We start from the raw sequence: 16,061 nt of genomic DNA on the forward strand, positions 1-16,061 counted from the left end.
TGCCATGCGTCCGAAGCCGTCCGACACATGACCATGATCCGGCCGATGCAGCCGGGACATCTTGGCGCCATCAAATCCACCCGGATTCCGGCGCGTTCGATCACCGCGCCGTAGCGGGCGCATTCCTCGGTGATGATGCGGGCGAAATCGCGGGGATATCGCGACCAGCCCATCCTCCCGCAACCGTCGCAGCGCCTCCCGCACCGGGGTGCGGCTGAGCCCGGACCGGGCTGCGTGGCGGGTTCGGGAACCGGTGCGCCGGGGGGGCAGGCGGAGCCGGAGGATGGCGGTTCGGAGCGTGGCGTTAAGCTGTTCCGCTGCCAGAGCCTCAGGGCGCTGCCAGGAAGGCCCGGATCCGATCCGCCAGCGGCGCCATGCCCACCACGCCGTTCAGGTGGCCGAGCGGCCCGGTCACCTCCGCCAGCTCCGCCGGACGGCCGACGCGTTGCAGCGTCGCCAGCAGTTCGCGGTTGGCGTCCATCAGGAACACGCGGTCGGTCGGGGAGGCCACCACCAGCCAGCGCGCTCGGCTGCGCCCAAGCGCCGCCTCCGTGCTCGGATACTCGTTCAGGAACAGCTGGTTGGCGCGGGTCAGGTAGAGAAAATGGTTGGCGTCCGACAGGCGCGCGCGGGCCAGCGCGGCCTCGTCGATCGCGCGCTCCGCCTCAAACCGGTCCGCCAGCCGCCGGGCGGGGTCCTGGCCCTCGGGGATGGCGCGGCCGAAGCGGGCCAGGCTGGCGCGGTCCTGGGCGTGGACCGTCACGATCTTCAGCGCCGCCGCCAGCCCCTGCAACGGCGGCTCCCGCCCCTGGGCGTAGTAGTCACCTCCGCGCCAGTTCGGGTCGAGCCGGATCGGCGCCTCCCAGATGTCGAGCCAGTTCAGCATCCAGGGGTCGATCTCGCCGGCGCCGATCACCGGCATGACGCGGTCGATCATCTCCGGATAGGCGGCGGCCCATTCGATGGTCTGCAGCGCACCCATGGAGGGGCCGGTAACCAGCGCCAGGCGCTTCACGCCCAGGCTGTCCAGCAGCTTCTTCTGCACCTCGATGAAGTCGCGCATCGAGACCACGGGGAATTCCGGGCCCCAGGGCCGGCCGGTGGCGGCGTTGATGGAGACTGGGCCGGTGGTGACGGTGCGGCCGTCCCGCACATTCAGGTTCACCAGCGTGTCGGAGGAGATGACGAAGTAGCGGTTGGTGTCGATCGCCCTGCCCGGGCCGATGATGGCGTCCCAGTAGCCGGGCGGCTGGTCCGCCGCGTAGCGCCCGAAGGCGTGGCTGTTGCCGGAGAAGAAATGCGCCACCAGCACGGCATTGTCGCCCGCCGCATTCAGCGTGCCGGCGGTCTGGTAGCCGATGCGGAGGCTGGGCAGGGTGGCGCCGTTGCGCAGCGTTTGGTCGGTGGTCTCGAAGCTGCGCTTCTCGACGATCTCGGTCGGGGTCGGGTTTGTCGCCGTCTGGGCCTGCGGGGCCCCTGCCACGCCAGCCGCCATCACCGCGGCCAGCAGCCATCTGCGATACATGTCCTGGATCCTTTCGCGGTGCTTTGCGTGAGCCCCGTGCTTCGGGTGCGTCCCGTGCTTCGGGTAAGCCTGCGGCGCCGGGCATGCCCAAGGCAAGCGGCTTTCGATCCGCCACTCGGCCCCCCGTCGCCTCCCGCCGCAGGGCGCGCTAGGGTGGGGGATCAAAACGCTAGCCAAGGTCCTCCCCGACATGAACCTCGCCAAGATCCCGACCGGCAAGGCCCCGCCGCATGACATCAATGTCGTGGTGGAAATCCCCCAGGGCAGCCAGGTGAAGTATGAGCTGGACAAGGATAGCGGCGCGGTGGTGGTGGACCGCTTCCTGTTCACCCCCATGGCCTATCCGGCCGCCTATGGCTTCATCCCCGGCACCCTGGCCGATGATGGCGATCCGGCCGATGTGCTGGTGCTGACCCCCGCCCCCGTGGTGCCCGGCTGCGTCATCCGCGCCCGCCCGATCGGCGTGCTGCACATGGAGGATGAGGCCGGATCGGATGAGAAGCTGGTCTGCGTGCCGCATGACAAGGTCCATCCGATGTATTCGGGCATCACCAGCGCCGAGGAACTGCCCGAGATCACCCGCCGGTCCATCGAGCACTTCTTTGCCACCTACAAGGACCTGGAATCCGACAAGTGGGTGAAGGTGCGCGGCTGGGGTTCGGCCAGCGAGGCGGCGGATATCATCCTGTCCTCCATGGCGGCCTATGAGGCGACGGTGGACAAGGACGCGACCGAGTAACGATCGCCCCTCGCTTTTTTCTGGGGTGCACTTGACGGGCGGCGTGGACAGCGCAAGCGCCGCCCGGCAAGCTTCCACCGGCTCGCAATGCGGGCCGGCCCCCGCGCGGCTCCCCCCGCACCCGGACCGGCCCGAAGAACGGACCGGGAAGCCCAGAAAAGAGGCCTGAAAAGGGGGAGTTCGTCGCTTTGATGACGTTCGCATTGTTGCTGATCATCGCATTGGGCACGCTGTCCATCGCCTATGGCGTGGTCACGGCGAAGGAGGTGCTCGCGCGGGACGCCGGCACCGACCGGATGCAGGAAATCGCCAAGGCCATTCAGGAGGGCGCCAATGCCTATCTGAAGCGCCAATACATCACCATTTCCATCGTCGGAGTCGTGCTGTTCTTCGTCATCCTGGCGGCCTTCGGCTTCGGCGGGCATGCCTTTGCGGTGGCGATCGGATTCCTGATCGGCGCGGTCCTGTCGGGGGGCGCCGGCTTCATCGGCATGAACGTGTCGGTGCGCGCCAATGTCCGCACCGCCCAGGCGGCAACGCAGTCGCTGGCCTCGGGGCTGGATGTCGCGTTCAAGTCGGGCGCCATCACCGGGATGCTGGTGGCGGGCCTGGCCCTGCTGGGGGTGGCCGCCTACTTCATGATCCTGGTGCCGATCGGCGGGTTCGCGGCCAATAGTCGGTTGGTGATCGATGCGCTGGTGGGGCTGGGCTTTGGCGCCTCCCTGATCTCGATCTTCGCCCGCCTCGGCGGCGGCATCTTCACCAAGGGCGCCGATGTGGGCGGCGACATGGTCGGCAAGGTGGAAGCGGGCATCCCGGAGGATGACCCCCGCAACCCCGCCACCATCGCCGACAATGTGGGCGACAATGTCGGCGACTGCGCCGGCATGGCGGCGGACCTGTTCGAGACCTATGCGGTGACCATGGTGGCGACGATGGTGCTGGCCGCCATCTCCTTCACCGAGGAAGCCCGCATCGCCGGCATGCTGTTCCCGCTGGCGATCGGCGCGGTCTGCGTGGTGACCTCCATCGCCGGCACCTACTTCGTCAAATTGCCGGCCAGCAACAACATCATGCACGCGATGTATCGGGGCTTCATCGTCACCGGCGCCTTGTCGCTCGCCGTGCTGCTGCCGCTTTGTTACCTGGTCTTCGGCACCGGCACGATCACCGCAGGCGGCCATAGCTTCGGTGCCTTTGCGCTGTTCCTGTGCGGCGCGGTGGGCCTCGCGGTCACGGCGGCGATCGTGGTGGTGACGGAATACTACACCGGCACGCAGTTCCGCCCGGTGCGCTCCATCGCGGAAGCCTCGCAGACCGGGCACGGCACCAATGTGATCCGCGGCCTGGCTGTCTCCATGGAAAGCACGGCGCTGCCGGCGCTGATCATCATCGCCGGCGTGCTTTCGTCCTATGGCCTGGCCGGGCTGTACGGGATTGCCATCGCCACCACGACGATGCTGGCACTGGCCGGCATGGTGGTGGCGCTCGATGCCTTCGGGCCGGTGACGGACAATGCCGGCGGCATTGCCGAAATGGCGGGGCTGCCGAGCGAGGTGCGCGTTTCCACGGATGCGCTGGATGCCGTGGGCAACACGACCAAGGCGGTGACCAAGGGCTATGCCATCGGCTCCGCCGGCCTCGGCGCGCTGGTGCTGTTCGCGGCCTATACCCAGGACCTGAACCACTTCATCGCCAACCCGGACATCTACCCGTATTTCGCCGGGATCGGCGTGATGACCTTCAGCCTGTCCGACCCCTACGTCGTGGTCGGCCTGCTGTTCGGCGGCCTGCTGCCCTATCTGTTCGGCGGCATGTCGATGACGGCGGTGGGACGCGCGGCGACCGCGGTGGTGGAGGAAGTGCGCCGCCAGTTCCGCGAACATCCGGGCATCATGACCGGCGCGGAAAAGCCCGATTACGGGCGCGCGGTGGACATGCTGACCAAGGCGGCGATCAAGGAAATGATCATCCCGTCGCTGCTGCCGGTGCTGTCGCCGATCTTCGTCTTCCTGGTGATCCTGATGATCGGCGGCAAGGCGGCGGCGTTCTCCTCGCTGGGAGCCATGCTGCTCGGCGTGATTGTCACCGGCTTCTTCGTCGCCGTCAGCATGACGACCGGCGGCGGTGCCTGGGACAACGCCAAGAAGTACATCGAGGAAGGCCATTACGGCGGCAAGGGCAGCGATGCCCACAAGGCCGCGGTGACCGGCGACACGGTGGGCGACCCTTACAAGGACACCTCCGGCCCCGCGGTGAACCCGATGATCAAGATCACCAACATCGTGGCACTGATGCTGCTGGCGGTGCTGGCGCATAGCTGAGCGAAGCCTGGCCTCTCCCTCCCCCGCACTAGCGGGGGAGGGTCGGGGTGGGGGTCTCAGCGTCGCCGTAGGCTCAGCGCCCCCTGAACACCGGCTTCCGCTTCTCCACAAACGCCCGCGTCGCCTCCCGGAAATCCTCCGTATACGGAAAACTCTTGCTCGCCTCATACTGCGCGGGCGTGATCGGCAGCGCCCCGCGCAACTCCTGCAGCGCCCGCTTGTGGAAGCGGTTGGCGAGCGGCGCGCCCTGAGCGATGCGGTGCGCCATGGCCAGCGCTTCTTCCTGCACCGCCTCATCCGCCACCAGTCGGGACAGCAGGCCCTTCTCATAGGCCTCCGCGCCGGTGAAGACGCGGCCCTCCACCAGCATCTCCATCGCCACGCCGTAGCCGACCGACTGCAGCAGCGGGTCCAGTTCCTCATAGGCATAGAAGATGTTCAGGTTGCGCGCCGGGATGCCGATGCGCGTCGCGGGTCCGCCGACCCGGAAATCCGCCATCGTCGCCAGCCCCGCGCCGCCGCCCATGGTCCAGCCGCGGCAGGCGGCGACCACCGGGTGCCGGCAGAGCCGCAGGGACTGGAAGCTGCGGCCGATCTCCGCGGCATAGACCGCCTCCCGCTCCGGCGTGCCGCGCTCGGTCTGGAAGGCGGCGATGTCGGCGCCGGCGCAGAAGGCGTCCTCGCCGGCGCCGCGCAGCACTAGGCAGCGCAGGTCTTCATCGGCGGAGCAGGTCTCCACCGCCTCCGCCAGGCCGATCCACATCGGCAGATCCATCGCATTGCGCTTGGCCGGCCGGTCGATGGTGAGGATGGCGATGGCGCCATCGCGCGCGAGCTTGATCAGGGGGTGCGACATGGCCGCGACCGTAACGCCCTCGCGCCCCGCCGGCCAGATGGCCGCACGCAACCCCGGCCCCGCCCATCCGTTCTGCCCGCGACGTTCACAGGAGCCATCCATGACCCAGACACGCACCGACCAGGCCGCCCGCGACAAGGTGTGGGAGCTGATCCGCGACATCGAGGTGGCAACCATGGTCACCCTCGACCAGCAGGGCCACATGCGCGGCCGCCCGATGCGCGCCGTGGAACTACGCGAATTCGACGGCACGCTGTGGTTCTTCACCGCCGGCGCCTCGCCCAAGGCCGATGAGATCCGCCAGGATGAGCGCGTGCTGCTGGCCTATGCCGAGCCGTCCGACCAGAACTACGTCTCCATCTCCGGCACCGCACAGATCATCCGCGACGTGGCCAAGCAAAAGGCGATGTGGTCCGAGCCGCTGCGCACCTGGTTCCCGGGCGGACCCGAGGATCCCAATGCGGCGCTGCTGAAGGTGGAGGTCGAGGGTGCCGAATACTGGGATGCACCCTCCTCCACCCTGCTGCACGCCTATGGCTACGTGAAGGCGCGCATCACCGGGGAGCCGCCGAAGGCCGGCGAGAACGACAAGGTGTCTTTCTAGCGCCCGGCATAGGCCGCCTCAGGGCCGCGTGATCCACGCCTCAGCGATCACGCGGCACACCAGAAAGCTCAGCCACCAGCGCCCCCACGGAGGCGCTGTCCAGCCCCCCTCGGCCGGAGGCGACCACCGCCTCCAGCATCTGCGCCGTCAGCGCCGTGGCGGGGGCGAAGACGCCGTGATCGCGCATGGCGGTGGCGGACAGGCGCAGATCCTTCCGCATCAGCTCCGCCCGGAAGCCGGGCGCGAAATTGCCGGACAGCATGCGTGCTGCGTGGTTCTCCATGACGAAGCTCGCGGCACTGCCGCCGCGCAGCGCCTGGCGCATCTTCTCCCCGTCCAGCCCGGCCTTGGCGCCCAGCGCCAGCGCCTCCGCCACCGCCAGCATGGTGGTGGCGACGATCAGCTGGTTGGCGGATTTGCAGACCTGGCCGGCGCCGGCGGGGCCGAGATGGGTCAGCGTCTTGCCCATGGCGCGGAAACAGGGCTCGGCGCGCAGGAAGGCGGCTTCGTCGCCGCCCACCATGCAGGTCAGCGTGCCATCCAGCGCTCCCTTCGGCCCGCCGGAGACCGGGCTGTCCAGCAGGATGGCGCCCGTCTCCGCCGCCAGCCGTGCCGCGAATCCGGCGGCGGCGGCGGCCGAAATGGTCGAGAAATCCACCACCACCGTGCCCGGGGCGACACCCTTCGCCAGGCCCTCCGGCCCGAACAGCACCGCCTCCACATCCGGCGTATCGGGCAGGCACAGCGCGACGAAGGCGGCGCCGCGCACGGCTTCCGCCGGCGTCCCGGCCCAGCGCGCGCCACCGGCTTCCAGCGCCGCCGCCTTGCCGCGGCTGCGGTTGCTGACCGTCAACGCATAGCCGGCCTTGGCCAGGTTGGCCGCCATGGCGGCGCCCATCACGCCGAGGCCGATGAAGGCGGCGGGGGCGGGCGGCTGGATCGTCTCGGTCATGCTGTGTCCTCAGGTGCGGCGGATCGCGGCGCGGATGTTGTCCAGCAGACTGTCCATGTCGCGCTGGAAATCGACGCCATTGGCATAGCCATCAGCCTCCCCGGTCTGTTCCATGAAGCGCTGCCAGCGCGGCGCCGCCATGGCCTGGCGGAAGCGGTCGTGCAGGGAGGACACCATCGCGGGCGGCATGCCCGCTGGGCCCACCCAGCCCTTCATGTTGTCCGCCACCAGGTCGATGCCGAGTTCGCGCAGCGTCGGCACCTGCGGATAGGCCGGCATCCGCTGGGCGGAGGCGCAGGCCAGGGGCAGGATGTCGCCGGAAGCCGCCAGCCCGCGCAGCTCATCCGAGGCCTGCACCACCAGATCCACCTGCCCGGCCAGCAGCGCCTGCTGCTGCGGTCCGCCGCCGGTGTAGGGCACGTGCAGCAATTCGGTGCCTGTGGCGCGGCCGAGCAGGATGAAGATGGAATGGGACAGGCTGCCGACGCCGGCGGAGCCATGCGTCAGCGCCTCCGGCCGCACCTTCGCCGCCTCTATCACCTGTTGCATGGTGGTGAAGCGGCCGCCCTTTCCGCGGGCGCAGATGAAATGCGCGTTGCGCGTGAGGCGGATGACGGAGGTGAAGGAGCGCTTCGGGTCGTAGGGGACCTCCCGATGCGCGGGGATCGAGGTGCTCTCGGACCCACCGGCAATCAGCAGCGTGTGGCCATCCGGCGCCGCGCGGCTGACGAATTCGGCAGCGATCGCCCCGCCCGCGCCGGGCCGGTTCACCACCACCAGCGGCTGCGGAAACAGCGGGGAGGCGGCCTCGGCGATGGTCCGCGCGATGATGTCGGAGCCGCCGCCGGGCGCGAAGCCGACGATGAGCTGGATTGGCCGGGTCGGCTGCCAGCCGGATTGCGCGCGCGCGGCGCCGATGAAGGGCAGGGCCAAAGGGGCGGCCAGCAGGCTACGGCGGCTGAAATTCATCGACTTTCTCCCGATCACGGCCGTCTGCGCGGCCCGTGCGGAGAAAATGCCGTCGCTGCCGACAGTCTGCAACCTCGCCAATGCCCGGCGAGGTTCAGTCGCCGTCGTCGGGAATGTTCAGCAGCACGCCGCAGGCCTTGCAGTGCACCGCATCGGTATCATGCCGGCCGAGGCCGCAATCCGGGCAGCGGAAGCTCACCTTCAGCGGCCGGAACAGCGCCTGCGCCAGCCGCAGGAACAGCGTGACGCCAGCCAGCATGATCAGCACGGTCAGCAGCCGGCCCCAGGTGCCTTCCAGGGTGATGTCACCGAAGCCGGTCGTGGTGAGGGCTGCCACGGTGAAATACAGCGCATCCGCCCAGTTCGCGATGTCCGGATTGCGGGCGTATTGCGTGGCGTGGACGATGCCGGTCATCACGGAGATGAACACCAGCAGGTCGGCGGCGGCGATCGGCGCCTCCGGGTTGCGGCGGAAGATCGGCAGGTCGCGGCGCAGCTTCGCCAGCAGCCGTGCGGAACGCAGCAGGCGCAGGGTCCGCAGGCTACGGAGGAAGCCCCAGCCGGGGGCGAAGGGCGCCAGCAGGAAGGCGGCGACGGCCACCACATCGGCGATGCCGGCGGGGTGCAGGATCTCCCGCCACGGCCGCGGGCTGGCCCGCAGACGCAGCACCAACTCCGTCCCCAGCACCAGGCCGAAGGCGAAGTCCACAAGGCGCAGTACCGGCCCCTGCGGCAGGAAGGATTCGACGATCACCCAGGTCAGCGCCGCCAGGTCCAGCGCCAGCAATCCGTAGCCCGCGCGGATGCCGACCCGTCCGGCGACCCTGTCGAAGGCGCCGATCGGCTCGGACATGGGCTAGTGGCCTGCCCGTGGCATCTGTTGCGCTGCGCAGCTTGTGCCGCGGGCCACAGGCCGCCGGCCGCGGGGCATCAGCGCGTCGGCTTCGGCGGGGTCACGCTGTAATCGTAGAAGCCGCGGCCGGATTTGCGGCCCAGCCAGCCAGCCTCGACATATTTCGCCAGCAGCGGGCTGGGGCGGTATTTCGGGTCGCCCATGCCCTCCTGCAGCACGCGCAGCACGGCGAGGCAGGTGTCCAGCCCGATATAATCCGCCAGTTCCAGCGGCCCCATCGGGTGGTTGCAGCCCAGCTTCATGCCGGCATCGATGGAGGCGACATCGCCCACCCCCTCATGCAGCGCGAAGCAGGCCTCGTTGATCATCGGCAGCAGGATGCGGTTGACGATGAAGGCTGGGTAGTCGGCGGCATAGGCCACCGTCTTGCCCATTCTTTCGGCCAGCGCCGCCACCGCTGCGACCGTTGCGTCGTCAGTCGCCAGCCCCCGAATCACCTCGACCAGCTTCATCAGCGGGACGGGATTGAAGAAATGCATGCCGACGAAACGGCCTGGCCGGTCGGTTGCCGCCGCCAGCCGCGTGATCGGGATGGAGGAGGTGTTGGACGCCACCAGCGCATCCGCCTTCAGATGCGGCGTCAGCGTGGCAAAAATCTTGTGCTTGATGTCCTCGCGCTCGGTCGCAGCCTCGATCACCAGGTCGCAGTCGCCGAAGGCCGCGTAATCCGTGCTGGTGGAGATGCGGGCCAGCGCCGCGTCGCGATCCGCCTGGGACAGCGTGCCCTTGGAAACCTGCCGGTCCATGTTCTTCGCCAGCGTGGCCATGCCCTTGTCGAGGGCCGCCTGCGCCACGTCCAGCAGCACGACCGTCAGGCCGGACTGGGCGGCGACATGGGCGATGCCGTTGCCCATCTGGCCGGCGCCGATGACGCCGAGTTTTTCGATTTCCGTCATCATCGTCTCCGCCGTGGGGCGCCCTGCTCCCCCCGTTGGGGGAGAGGGCTTTCGAGGCTTACTTCGCGTCGAGGGCGGCTTCGAGTTCCGGGATCACCTTGAACACGTCGCCGACCAGCCCGTAATCGGCCACCTGGAAGATCGGCGCCTCCTCGTCCTTGTTGACGGCGACGATCACCTTGCTGTCCTTCATGCCGGCCAAGTGCTGGATCGCGCCCGAGATGCCGAAGGCCATGTACAGCTCCGGCGCCACGATCTTGCCGGTCTGGCCCACCTGCATGTCGTTCGGCGCATAGCCCGCATCGACTGCGGCGCGCGAGGCCCCGATGGCTGCCCCGAGCCGGTCCGCGATCCCGTCCAGGATCTTGAAGTTGTCGGAGGACCCCATGGCGCGGCCACCCGAGATCACCACGCGGGCGGCGGTCAGCTCCGGCCGCTCCAGCTTCACCAGCTCGGCGCCAACAAAGGTGGACAGGCCCGGATCGGCGGCGGCGGCGGCCGGCTCGATCGCGGCGCTGCCGCCCTCGGCGGCCACCGGGTCGAAGCTGGCGGCGCGCACGGTCAGCACCTTCTTCGCGTCGGCGGTCTTCACCGTGGCCAGCGCATTGCCGGCATAGATGAAGCGGCGGAAGGTGTCGGCACCCTCCACGCCCGCCACGTCGGAGACGATCTGCACATCGAGCAGGGCGGCGACGCGCGGCATCACATTCTTGCCGGCCGCGCTGCCCGGGGCCAGCAGATGGTCATAGGAGGGCGCGAGGGAGACCAGCAGCGCCGCCACCGGCTCCGCCAGCCCCTGCGCCGTCGCGCCACCTTCGGCGACCAGCACCTTGGCCACGCCGGGAAGCTGGGCTGCGGCGGCGGCGTCGGATTGCGCCAGCACCAGCACATGCACATCACCGCCCAGCTTCTGCGCCGCCGCGACGGCGCTGCGGGTGGGGGTGGAAACGGTTTCGCCGCGGTCGGCGAGCACCAGGACGGCCATGCTCAGATCACCTTCGCTTCGTTGCGCAGCTTGTCCACCAACTCGGCGACGCTGCCGACCTTGACGCCCGCCTGGCGCTTCGGCGGTTCCTCCACCTTCAGCACGGTCAGGCGCGGCGCGGCATCGACGCCGAGATCGGCGGGCTTCACCGTCTCGATCGGCTTCTTCCGCGCCTTCATGATGTTGGGGAGGGAGGCATAGCGCGGCTCGTTCAACCGCAGATCGGCGGTGACGATGGCCGGCAGCTTGAGGGAGACGGTCTCAAGCCCGCCATCAACCTCCCGCGTCACGCGGGCGGCGCCATCGGCGATCTCGACCTTGCTGGCGAAGGTGCCCTGGCCCCAGCCGAGCAGCGCGGCCAGCATCTGCCCGGTGGCGTTCATGTCGTCATCGATGGCCTGCTTGCCCATGATGACGAGTTCCGGCGATTCCTTGGCGACCAGCGCCTTCAGGATCTTGGCCACCGCTAGGGGTTCGACCACGCCATCGACCTCGACCAGGATGCCGCGATCGGCGCCCATGGCGAGCGCGGTGCGGATCTGTTCCTGCGCCGCGGTCGGGCCGACGGAAACCGCGATGATCTCGGTGGCGGCGCCCTTTTCCTTCAGGCGCACCGCTTCCTCGACCGCGATCTCATCGAAGGGGTTCATGGACATCTTGACGTTCGCCGTCTCGACGCCCGTGCCGTCCGCCTTCACGCGGACCTTTACATTGTAGTCCACCACCCGCTTCACGGGGACGAGGATTTTCATGATTTGCCGGGTCCCTGGTCGTCGCGCGGCGCGGAAAAGGGGCGCCGGGCGTATTTCGCACATGCAAAAACGGTCCGGACCATAGGGCGGGGTCCGGGTGTGGGCAAGGCGGGCATGGCTGAGGCGGGCATCAGCCGCGCGAGACCGCCATGAGGATCAGGAACAGCACAAGCGTCACGCCCTGCATCACCACGCGCCAGCGCATCAGCCGATTGGATCGCACGCCACCAGCAGCCTCGCTGCGCGCCAGGCCGAGCATGCCGGCGAACATCACGCCGAGCGTGGCAAGCAGGGAAAGGCCCACAAGGACCGTCAGGAATGTCGTCATGCCGCCAAGATGGCACGTCCCGCCGCCGGGGCAAGGCGCGCCGGATCGCTACTTCCGCGCGCCAGATATCGCGACGGCGCCGATCGTCACCGCCACCACGCACATCAGGAAGCCGGCCGAATAGCCGCCGGTCAGGGCGATCAGTCCGGAAAAGGCGGGGGGGGCGACCAGCATGGTCATGCCGAAGGCGAAGGACAGCGCCGCGGTGGCGCCGCCGACCTGGCCTGGCGGGGCCAGCCGCGCGGCCTCCGCCAGCATCACCCCGTTCCAGCCCACCGCGGTCGCGCCCATCACGACCCCGGCAGCGGCCACCAGGAAGCCCGGCCAGCCCGGCCCGGCCAGCGCCAGCGCCAGGCCCGCGAGCGCCGCGCCGCCACCGCAGGCGGCCAGCACGCGGGAGGCCCCCAGCCGGTCCGCCAGCAGCGCCCAGCCGATGCGCCCGACCACGCCCGCCGCCTGCGCCAGCGCCAGCCGCAACCCGGCCTCTGCCAGGGGGGTGCCGAGGCTCGCCACCTGGAACGCCACGAAGAAGGTGGAAAAGCAGAACTGCGCAATGCCATAGCCGCAGGCCATCACCGTCAGCCGCGCCAATTCCCGGTTCGTCCGCAGCAGGCCGACATGGGCGGCCGATTCGCGCAGCACCGCCAGCAGGCCGGGGCTGGCCCCGGGGCGGTTCCGTTCCGCATCCAGCCCGGCCCGCAGCGGCTGGATGGCAAGCGCCACCAGGAAGGCGATCGCCGCCATGCACAGGATGCTGACGCGCCAGCCGGCGACCAGCGCGATGGCGGGTGCAAGGGCCGCGACGATCATGGCGCCCAGTGGCACGCCGGCCTGCTTCAGGCTGAACACCAGCGCACGGCGCCGCGCCGGGGTATGCGCCGCGATCAGATGGCTGCCACCCGGCGTCACCGGCCCATGTCCCATCCCGGCCAGTACGGCGGAAGCCGCCAGCGCCGCCGGATGACCGAGCGCCGCCAGCGCGATGCCGCAGCCCAGCACCACCATCGAAATCTGCAGCATCCGCACGCCGCCCCAGCGGCGGATCAGCGGCCCGGTCAGCGGCCCCGTGATCAGCGCGCCGAAATAGACCAGCGCCGTATGCAGCCCGGCCAGGCTGGCCGGCACCCCGGTTTCCGCCGCCATCGCCGGCGCCAGCACCGGCACCGTCAGGAAGGCGCCCATGCCGGCCAGATGGGCCGCCATCAGGGCGAGCATGATCACGGGCAGCGGGGGGGCGGGGGAGGTCACGCGGCTATCCTCCGCCGGTCCGCGCTGCATCGCAACATGCTGGCCTGCATTCTCATTCCAGGGTTGACCCGCAACGGTTGAGCGGGTTCACCCCTGCCATGCGCGTCCTTATCCATATCCTGCCAATCCTGGCGCTGCTGCTGGGCAGCCCGTCCCTTGGCCAGCCCGCCCTTGGCCAGCCCGCACCGGCCCAGACGGTCAATCCCGCAACGCCCCCTGCACCTCCGGCAGGCACCGTCCCCGCGGCCGGGGCTACGGACATGGAACGGCTTCTGGCGACGCTGCGAAACGATGCGGCGCGCGCCGAATTGCTGCGGAGCCTGGAGGCGCTGGTCGCTGCCCAGCGCAGCGCCGGCCCGGCTGCCGCCCCCGGCACGCCCGATGCGCCCGCCACACCGGCCACGCCCGCCACACCGGCCACGCCCGCCACACCGGCCACGCCCGCCACACCGCCGGCGGCGGAGCCCGTTCTGCTGGCCCCCAACACGCTGGGCGCGCAACTGCTGACCGGCGCCTCCGAGCGGTTGCAGGGCATCTCCGAAAGCCTGGTAGCCGCGGCGGAGGCTGCGACGGACCTACCCTCGGTGGCGCGCTGGGCCTCGGATTTGGCGAGGGACCCGGTGACGCAGGCCCGCATCATCGATGCCGCCTGGAAGCTGGCGCTGCTGTTCGGCGCCGGCCTGCTGGCCGAATGGATGACCCGCCGCTTCCTGCGCCGCTGGTCGAACCGGCTGGACGCGATGGCGCCCGCCAATGGCGATGCCTGGTCGCGCATGCGCCGCGTGCCGCTGGTGCTGGCCCGGTTGGTGCTGGACCTGGTGCCGCTGCTGTCCTTCGCCGTGATCTCCTACGGCATGATCGGCGCGGTGCGGCCGCTGCCGACGACGGAACTGGTGCTGCTGACGGCAAATAATTCCTACATCGCGCTGCGGGCGGTGATGGCGCTGTCGCGCATGATCTTCTCCCCGGCCTCCAGCATTCTGCGCCTGGTGCCCTGCCTGGATGAGACGGCGGCCTATGTCACCATCTGGGTGCGGCGCATCGCCGGCATCGCCATCTTCGGCTATGCGGTTGCCGAGGCCGGGCTTCTGTTCGGCCTGCCCTGGGCGGCGCATGACGCCATCCTGCGGCTGTCCGCGCTGGTCGTCTCCCTGCTGCTGATCATCGTCATCCTGCAGAACCGCGCCGCGATGGCGAACCTGCTGCGTGCCCCGGACCTCCGCCCCGGCGACCAGCCGGACCGCATGCGCCGCATGCTGCGGACCATGCGGAACCGCCTGGCAGATATCTGGCACCTGCTGGCGATCCTGTGGCTGCTGGCGCTGTGGGGCGTCTGGGCGCTCGAGGTGCAGGACGGGTTCGAACGCCTGTTGCGCGTCTCCCTCGCCACGCTGCTGATCATCGGCCTGGCCAAGCTGGTGGATGAGCTGCTGCGCCGCGCCATCATCCGCGGCTTCGGCATCGGCCCCGAACTGGCGAAGCGCTATCCGGGGCTGGAGGCGCGGGCCAATCGCTACCTGCCGGTGCTGAAGGGCATCATCAGCGCCATCGTCACCGTCCTCGCCTTGCTGTTCCTGCTGGAAGCCTGGGGGATGAATTCCTTCGCATGGTTCCGCCGCGGCCGGCTTGGCGCCATGCTGCTGTCCTCGCTTCTCTCCGTCGCGCTGACCCTGGTGGTGGCGCTGACGGTGTGGGAAGTGGCGAACGGGGCCATCGCCCGCTACCTGGAGCGACTGTCGCGCGATGCCCAGGCGGCGCGCAGCGCGCGGGTCCGCACCCTGCTGCCGATGCTGCGGACCATCCTGTCCGGCACCATCATCGTCTTCGTCGCGCTGAACGTGCTGACCGAGATCGGTGTCAATGTCGCCCCGCTGATCGCGGGTGCCGGCGTCATCGGCCTGGCCATCGGCTTCGGGTCGCAGACGCTGGTGCGGGACGTCATCACCGGCATCTTCCTGCTGTTCGAGGATGCGGTCGCGGTCGGCGACGTGGTTTCGGTCGGCGGGCTGTCAGGCGTGGTGGAACAGCTTTCCATCCGCTCCATCCGCCTGCGCGCGCTCGATGGCAGCATCCACATCGTGCCGTTCAGCGCGGTCACCACCGTCACCAACATGACGCGGGACTTCTCCATGGCCGTGCTGGACGTCTCTGTCGCCTACGGCGAGGATACGGACCGGGTGGTGGGGGTGATGAAGGAGGTCGCGGCCGAGATCCGGAGCGATCCGAAGTTCGCCCCGCTGGTGCGCGACGAGCTTGAGGTGATGGGCGTCGAGCGGCTGGCCGATTCCGGCGTGGTGATCCGCGCCCGCATCAAGGGCGAGCCGATGGCGCGTTGGAGCCTGAGCCGCGAGTTCAACCGCCGCATCAAGCAGCGCTTCGACCAGCTCGGCATCGAGATTCCCTACCCGCACCAGAAGCTGGTCATCGAGCGTCAGCAGGGCCGCCACCCTGCAGAACACTTCCCCGAGGCGCCGGAAGGCGCTAAGACCTAGGGTGTGACGACCTTCCGGATCCTCACGGGCCGAATTATCGGCCCGGTCGCCTGACCCGATCCCCCCATGGGGGGATGGGCGCATGCGCGGCCGGGTGCCTTCTCGGTTCTTCGCCACCCGATCCGGAGCCTTCCCAGATGTCCTTCTACGACCCCGAGCCGCTTTGCGCGGCGCGCTTCACCGTCACCGCCGATGCATTCCCCGGCCTGCTGCCGCGCATCCTGGAGCCTTTTGCCAAGCGCGACCTGATCCCCGACCTGGTGCGCGCGACGCGGGAAGGGGATGCGATCCGCGCCGAAGTCGCGCTGCACGCCATGCCGCTGTGCATGGTGCATCTGGTGGCGGGCAATCTTGGCCAGATCATCGGCGTGCGGCGGGTGGAGGCGATGGAAGGCCGTGTCGTGCGCCCGCTGCCCGAGGCCGTGGTGGAACTCGCAACGGCGGCGTGAAACCCTCGTCCAGGATCGGCCTCGCCGAT

16 protein-coding genes are annotated in these 16,061 nt (G+C 69.5%); 5 read left to right on the forward strand and 11 right to left on the reverse strand.

The features are described 5' to 3' along the window. Both ACFHNC_RS21875 and ACFHNC_RS21880 read right to left on the reverse strand, forming a co-directional pair. A partial coding sequence (locus tag ACFHNC_RS21875; protein WP_437171420.1) for a GntR family transcriptional regulator occupies positions 1-360 on the reverse strand: 360 nt, incomplete at its 3' end. Further along, a complete protein-coding gene (locus ACFHNC_RS21880; protein WP_437171366.1) occupies positions 329-1,525 on the reverse strand; it encodes an E22 family MetX-like putative esterase in 1,197 nt (398 codons plus the stop codon). The genes ACFHNC_RS21880 and ACFHNC_RS21875, both read right to left, overlap by 32 nt. 190 nt (positions 1,526-1,715) lie before the next feature. Here ACFHNC_RS21880 and ppa point away from each other — a divergent pair, with 190 nt between their 5' ends. Next, positions 1,716-2,264: an inorganic diphosphatase gene (gene ppa, locus ACFHNC_RS21885; protein ID WP_437171367.1), complete on the forward strand. Its 549-nt coding sequence runs from the start codon at positions 1,716-1,718 to the stop codon at positions 2,262-2,264. Between the two features lie 191 nt (positions 2,265-2,455). Continuing rightward, complete coding sequence (locus ACFHNC_RS21890) at positions 2,456-4,588, forward strand: sodium-translocating pyrophosphatase (RefSeq protein WP_437171368.1); 2,133 nt, start codon at positions 2,456-2,458, stop codon at positions 4,586-4,588. 73 nt (positions 4,589-4,661) lie between these two features. Here the strand turns inward: ACFHNC_RS21890 and ACFHNC_RS21895 are convergent, their stop codons facing one another. Next, positions 4,662-5,444 (reverse strand): enoyl-CoA hydratase/isomerase family protein, encoded by a 783-nt coding sequence (locus ACFHNC_RS21895; protein WP_437171369.1) that lies wholly within the window; start codon positions 5,442-5,444, stop codon positions 4,662-4,664. 100 nt (positions 5,445-5,544) lie between these two features. Between ACFHNC_RS21895 and ACFHNC_RS21900 the strand changes: the two genes are divergently transcribed. Beyond that, entirely contained in the window at positions 5,545-6,048 is a 504-nt protein-coding gene (locus ACFHNC_RS21900) for a pyridoxamine 5'-phosphate oxidase family protein (RefSeq protein WP_437171370.1), read from the forward strand. A 40-nt stretch (positions 6,049-6,088) separates the two neighbouring features. On the opposite strand, the gene ACFHNC_RS21905 is transcribed toward ACFHNC_RS21900, so the two are convergent. From ACFHNC_RS21905 to ACFHNC_RS21940, 8 genes are all read right to left on the reverse strand, one after another. Beyond that, a complete protein-coding gene (locus tag ACFHNC_RS21905; protein ID WP_437171371.1) occupies positions 6,089-7,000 on the reverse strand; it encodes an NAD(P)-dependent oxidoreductase in 912 nt (303 codons plus the stop codon). Positions 7,001-7,009: 9 nt separating this feature from the next. Beyond that, a complete protein-coding gene (locus ACFHNC_RS21910; protein ID WP_437171372.1) occupies positions 7,010-7,969 on the reverse strand; it encodes a Bug family tripartite tricarboxylate transporter substrate binding protein in 960 nt (319 codons plus the stop codon). 94 nt (positions 7,970-8,063) lie between these two features. After that, on the reverse strand, positions 8,064-8,822 hold the full coding sequence (locus ACFHNC_RS21915) for a potassium channel family protein (RefSeq protein ID WP_437171373.1): 759 nt from the start codon (positions 8,820-8,822) through the stop codon (positions 8,064-8,066). Positions 8,823-8,899: 77 nt separating this feature from the next. Then, on the reverse strand, positions 8,900-9,778 hold the full coding sequence (locus ACFHNC_RS21920; RefSeq protein WP_437171374.1) for a 3-hydroxybutyryl-CoA dehydrogenase: 879 nt from the start codon (positions 9,776-9,778) through the stop codon (positions 8,900-8,902). A 58-nt stretch (positions 9,779-9,836) separates the two neighbouring features. After that, positions 9,837-10,763 (reverse strand): electron transfer flavoprotein subunit alpha/FixB family protein, encoded by a 927-nt coding sequence (locus ACFHNC_RS21925; RefSeq protein ID WP_437171375.1) that lies wholly within the window; start codon positions 10,761-10,763, stop codon positions 9,837-9,839. Positions 10,764-10,765: 2 nt separating this feature from the next. Beyond that, positions 10,766-11,515: an electron transfer flavoprotein subunit beta/FixA family protein gene (locus ACFHNC_RS21930; protein ID WP_437171376.1), complete on the reverse strand. Its 750-nt coding sequence runs from the start codon at positions 11,513-11,515 to the stop codon at positions 10,766-10,768. A gap of 130 nt (positions 11,516-11,645) precedes the next feature. Further along, positions 11,646-11,843 (reverse strand): HIG1 domain-containing protein, encoded by a 198-nt coding sequence (locus ACFHNC_RS21935; protein WP_437171377.1) that lies wholly within the window; start codon positions 11,841-11,843, stop codon positions 11,646-11,648. Positions 11,844-11,891: 48 nt separating this feature from the next. After that, on the reverse strand, positions 11,892-13,121 hold the full coding sequence (locus ACFHNC_RS21940; protein ID WP_437171378.1) for an MFS transporter: 1,230 nt from the start codon (positions 13,119-13,121) through the stop codon (positions 11,892-11,894). 68 nt (positions 13,122-13,189) lie between these two features. Here ACFHNC_RS21940 and ACFHNC_RS21945 point away from each other — a divergent pair, with 68 nt between their 5' ends. Together ACFHNC_RS21945 and ACFHNC_RS21950 are read left to right on the forward strand one after the other, a co-directional pair. After that, positions 13,190-15,583 (forward strand): mechanosensitive ion channel domain-containing protein, encoded by a 2,394-nt coding sequence (locus ACFHNC_RS21945; protein WP_437171379.1) that lies wholly within the window; start codon positions 13,190-13,192, stop codon positions 15,581-15,583. A 137-nt stretch (positions 15,584-15,720) separates the two neighbouring features. Next, entirely contained in the window at positions 15,721-16,032 is a 312-nt protein-coding gene (locus tag ACFHNC_RS21950; protein WP_437171380.1) for a hypothetical protein, read from the forward strand. Positions 16,033-16,061 lie beyond the last annotated feature (29 nt).

Source organism: Falsiroseomonas sp. E2-1-a4, assembly GCF_051433165.1.
Taxonomy (GTDB): Bacteria; Pseudomonadota; Alphaproteobacteria; order Acetobacterales; family Acetobacteraceae; genus Falsiroseomonas.

Excerpts from the sequence above, each read along its gene's own strand:
- ACFHNC_RS21890 (WP_437171368.1), top strand. The coding sequence starts at position 2,456 with ATGACGTTCGCATTGTTGCTGATCATCGCATTGGGCACGCTGTCCATC.
- ACFHNC_RS21910 (WP_437171372.1), bottom strand. The coding sequence starts at position 7,969 with ATGAATTTCAGCCGCCGTAGCCTGCTGGCCGCCCCTTTGGCCCTGCCC.
- ACFHNC_RS21895 (WP_437171369.1), bottom strand. The coding sequence starts at position 5,444 with ATGTCGCACCCCCTGATCAAGCTCGCGCGCGATGGCGCCATCGCCATC.
- ACFHNC_RS21920 (WP_437171374.1), bottom strand. The coding sequence starts at position 9,778 with ATGACGGAAATCGAAAAACTCGGCGTCATCGGCGCCGGCCAGATGGGC.
- ACFHNC_RS21945 (WP_437171379.1), top strand. The coding sequence starts at position 13,190 with ATGCGCGTCCTTATCCATATCCTGCCAATCCTGGCGCTGCTGCTGGGC.
- ACFHNC_RS21935 (WP_437171377.1), bottom strand. The coding sequence starts at position 11,843 with ATGACGACATTCCTGACGGTCCTTGTGGGCCTTTCCCTGCTTGCCACG.
- ACFHNC_RS21880 (WP_437171366.1), bottom strand. The coding sequence starts at position 1,525 with ATGTATCGCAGATGGCTGCTGGCCGCGGTGATGGCGGCTGGCGTGGCA.
- ppa (WP_437171367.1), top strand. The coding sequence starts at position 1,716 with ATGAACCTCGCCAAGATCCCGACCGGCAAGGCCCCGCCGCATGACATC.
- ACFHNC_RS21925 (WP_437171375.1), bottom strand. The coding sequence starts at position 10,763 with ATGGCCGTCCTGGTGCTCGCCGACCGCGGCGAAACCGTTTCCACCCCC.
- ACFHNC_RS21900 (WP_437171370.1), top strand. The coding sequence starts at position 5,545 with ATGACCCAGACACGCACCGACCAGGCCGCCCGCGACAAGGTGTGGGAG.
- ACFHNC_RS21930 (WP_437171376.1), bottom strand. The coding sequence starts at position 11,515 with ATGAAAATCCTCGTCCCCGTGAAGCGGGTGGTGGACTACAATGTAAAG.
- ACFHNC_RS21950 (WP_437171380.1), top strand. The coding sequence starts at position 15,721 with ATGTCCTTCTACGACCCCGAGCCGCTTTGCGCGGCGCGCTTCACCGTC.
- ACFHNC_RS21940 (WP_437171378.1), bottom strand. The coding sequence starts at position 13,121 with ATGCAGCGCGGACCGGCGGAGGATAGCCGCGTGACCTCCCCCGCCCCC.
- ACFHNC_RS21905 (WP_437171371.1), bottom strand. The coding sequence starts at position 7,000 with ATGACCGAGACGATCCAGCCGCCCGCCCCCGCCGCCTTCATCGGCCTC.
- ACFHNC_RS21915 (WP_437171373.1), bottom strand. The coding sequence starts at position 8,822 with ATGTCCGAGCCGATCGGCGCCTTCGACAGGGTCGCCGGACGGGTCGGC.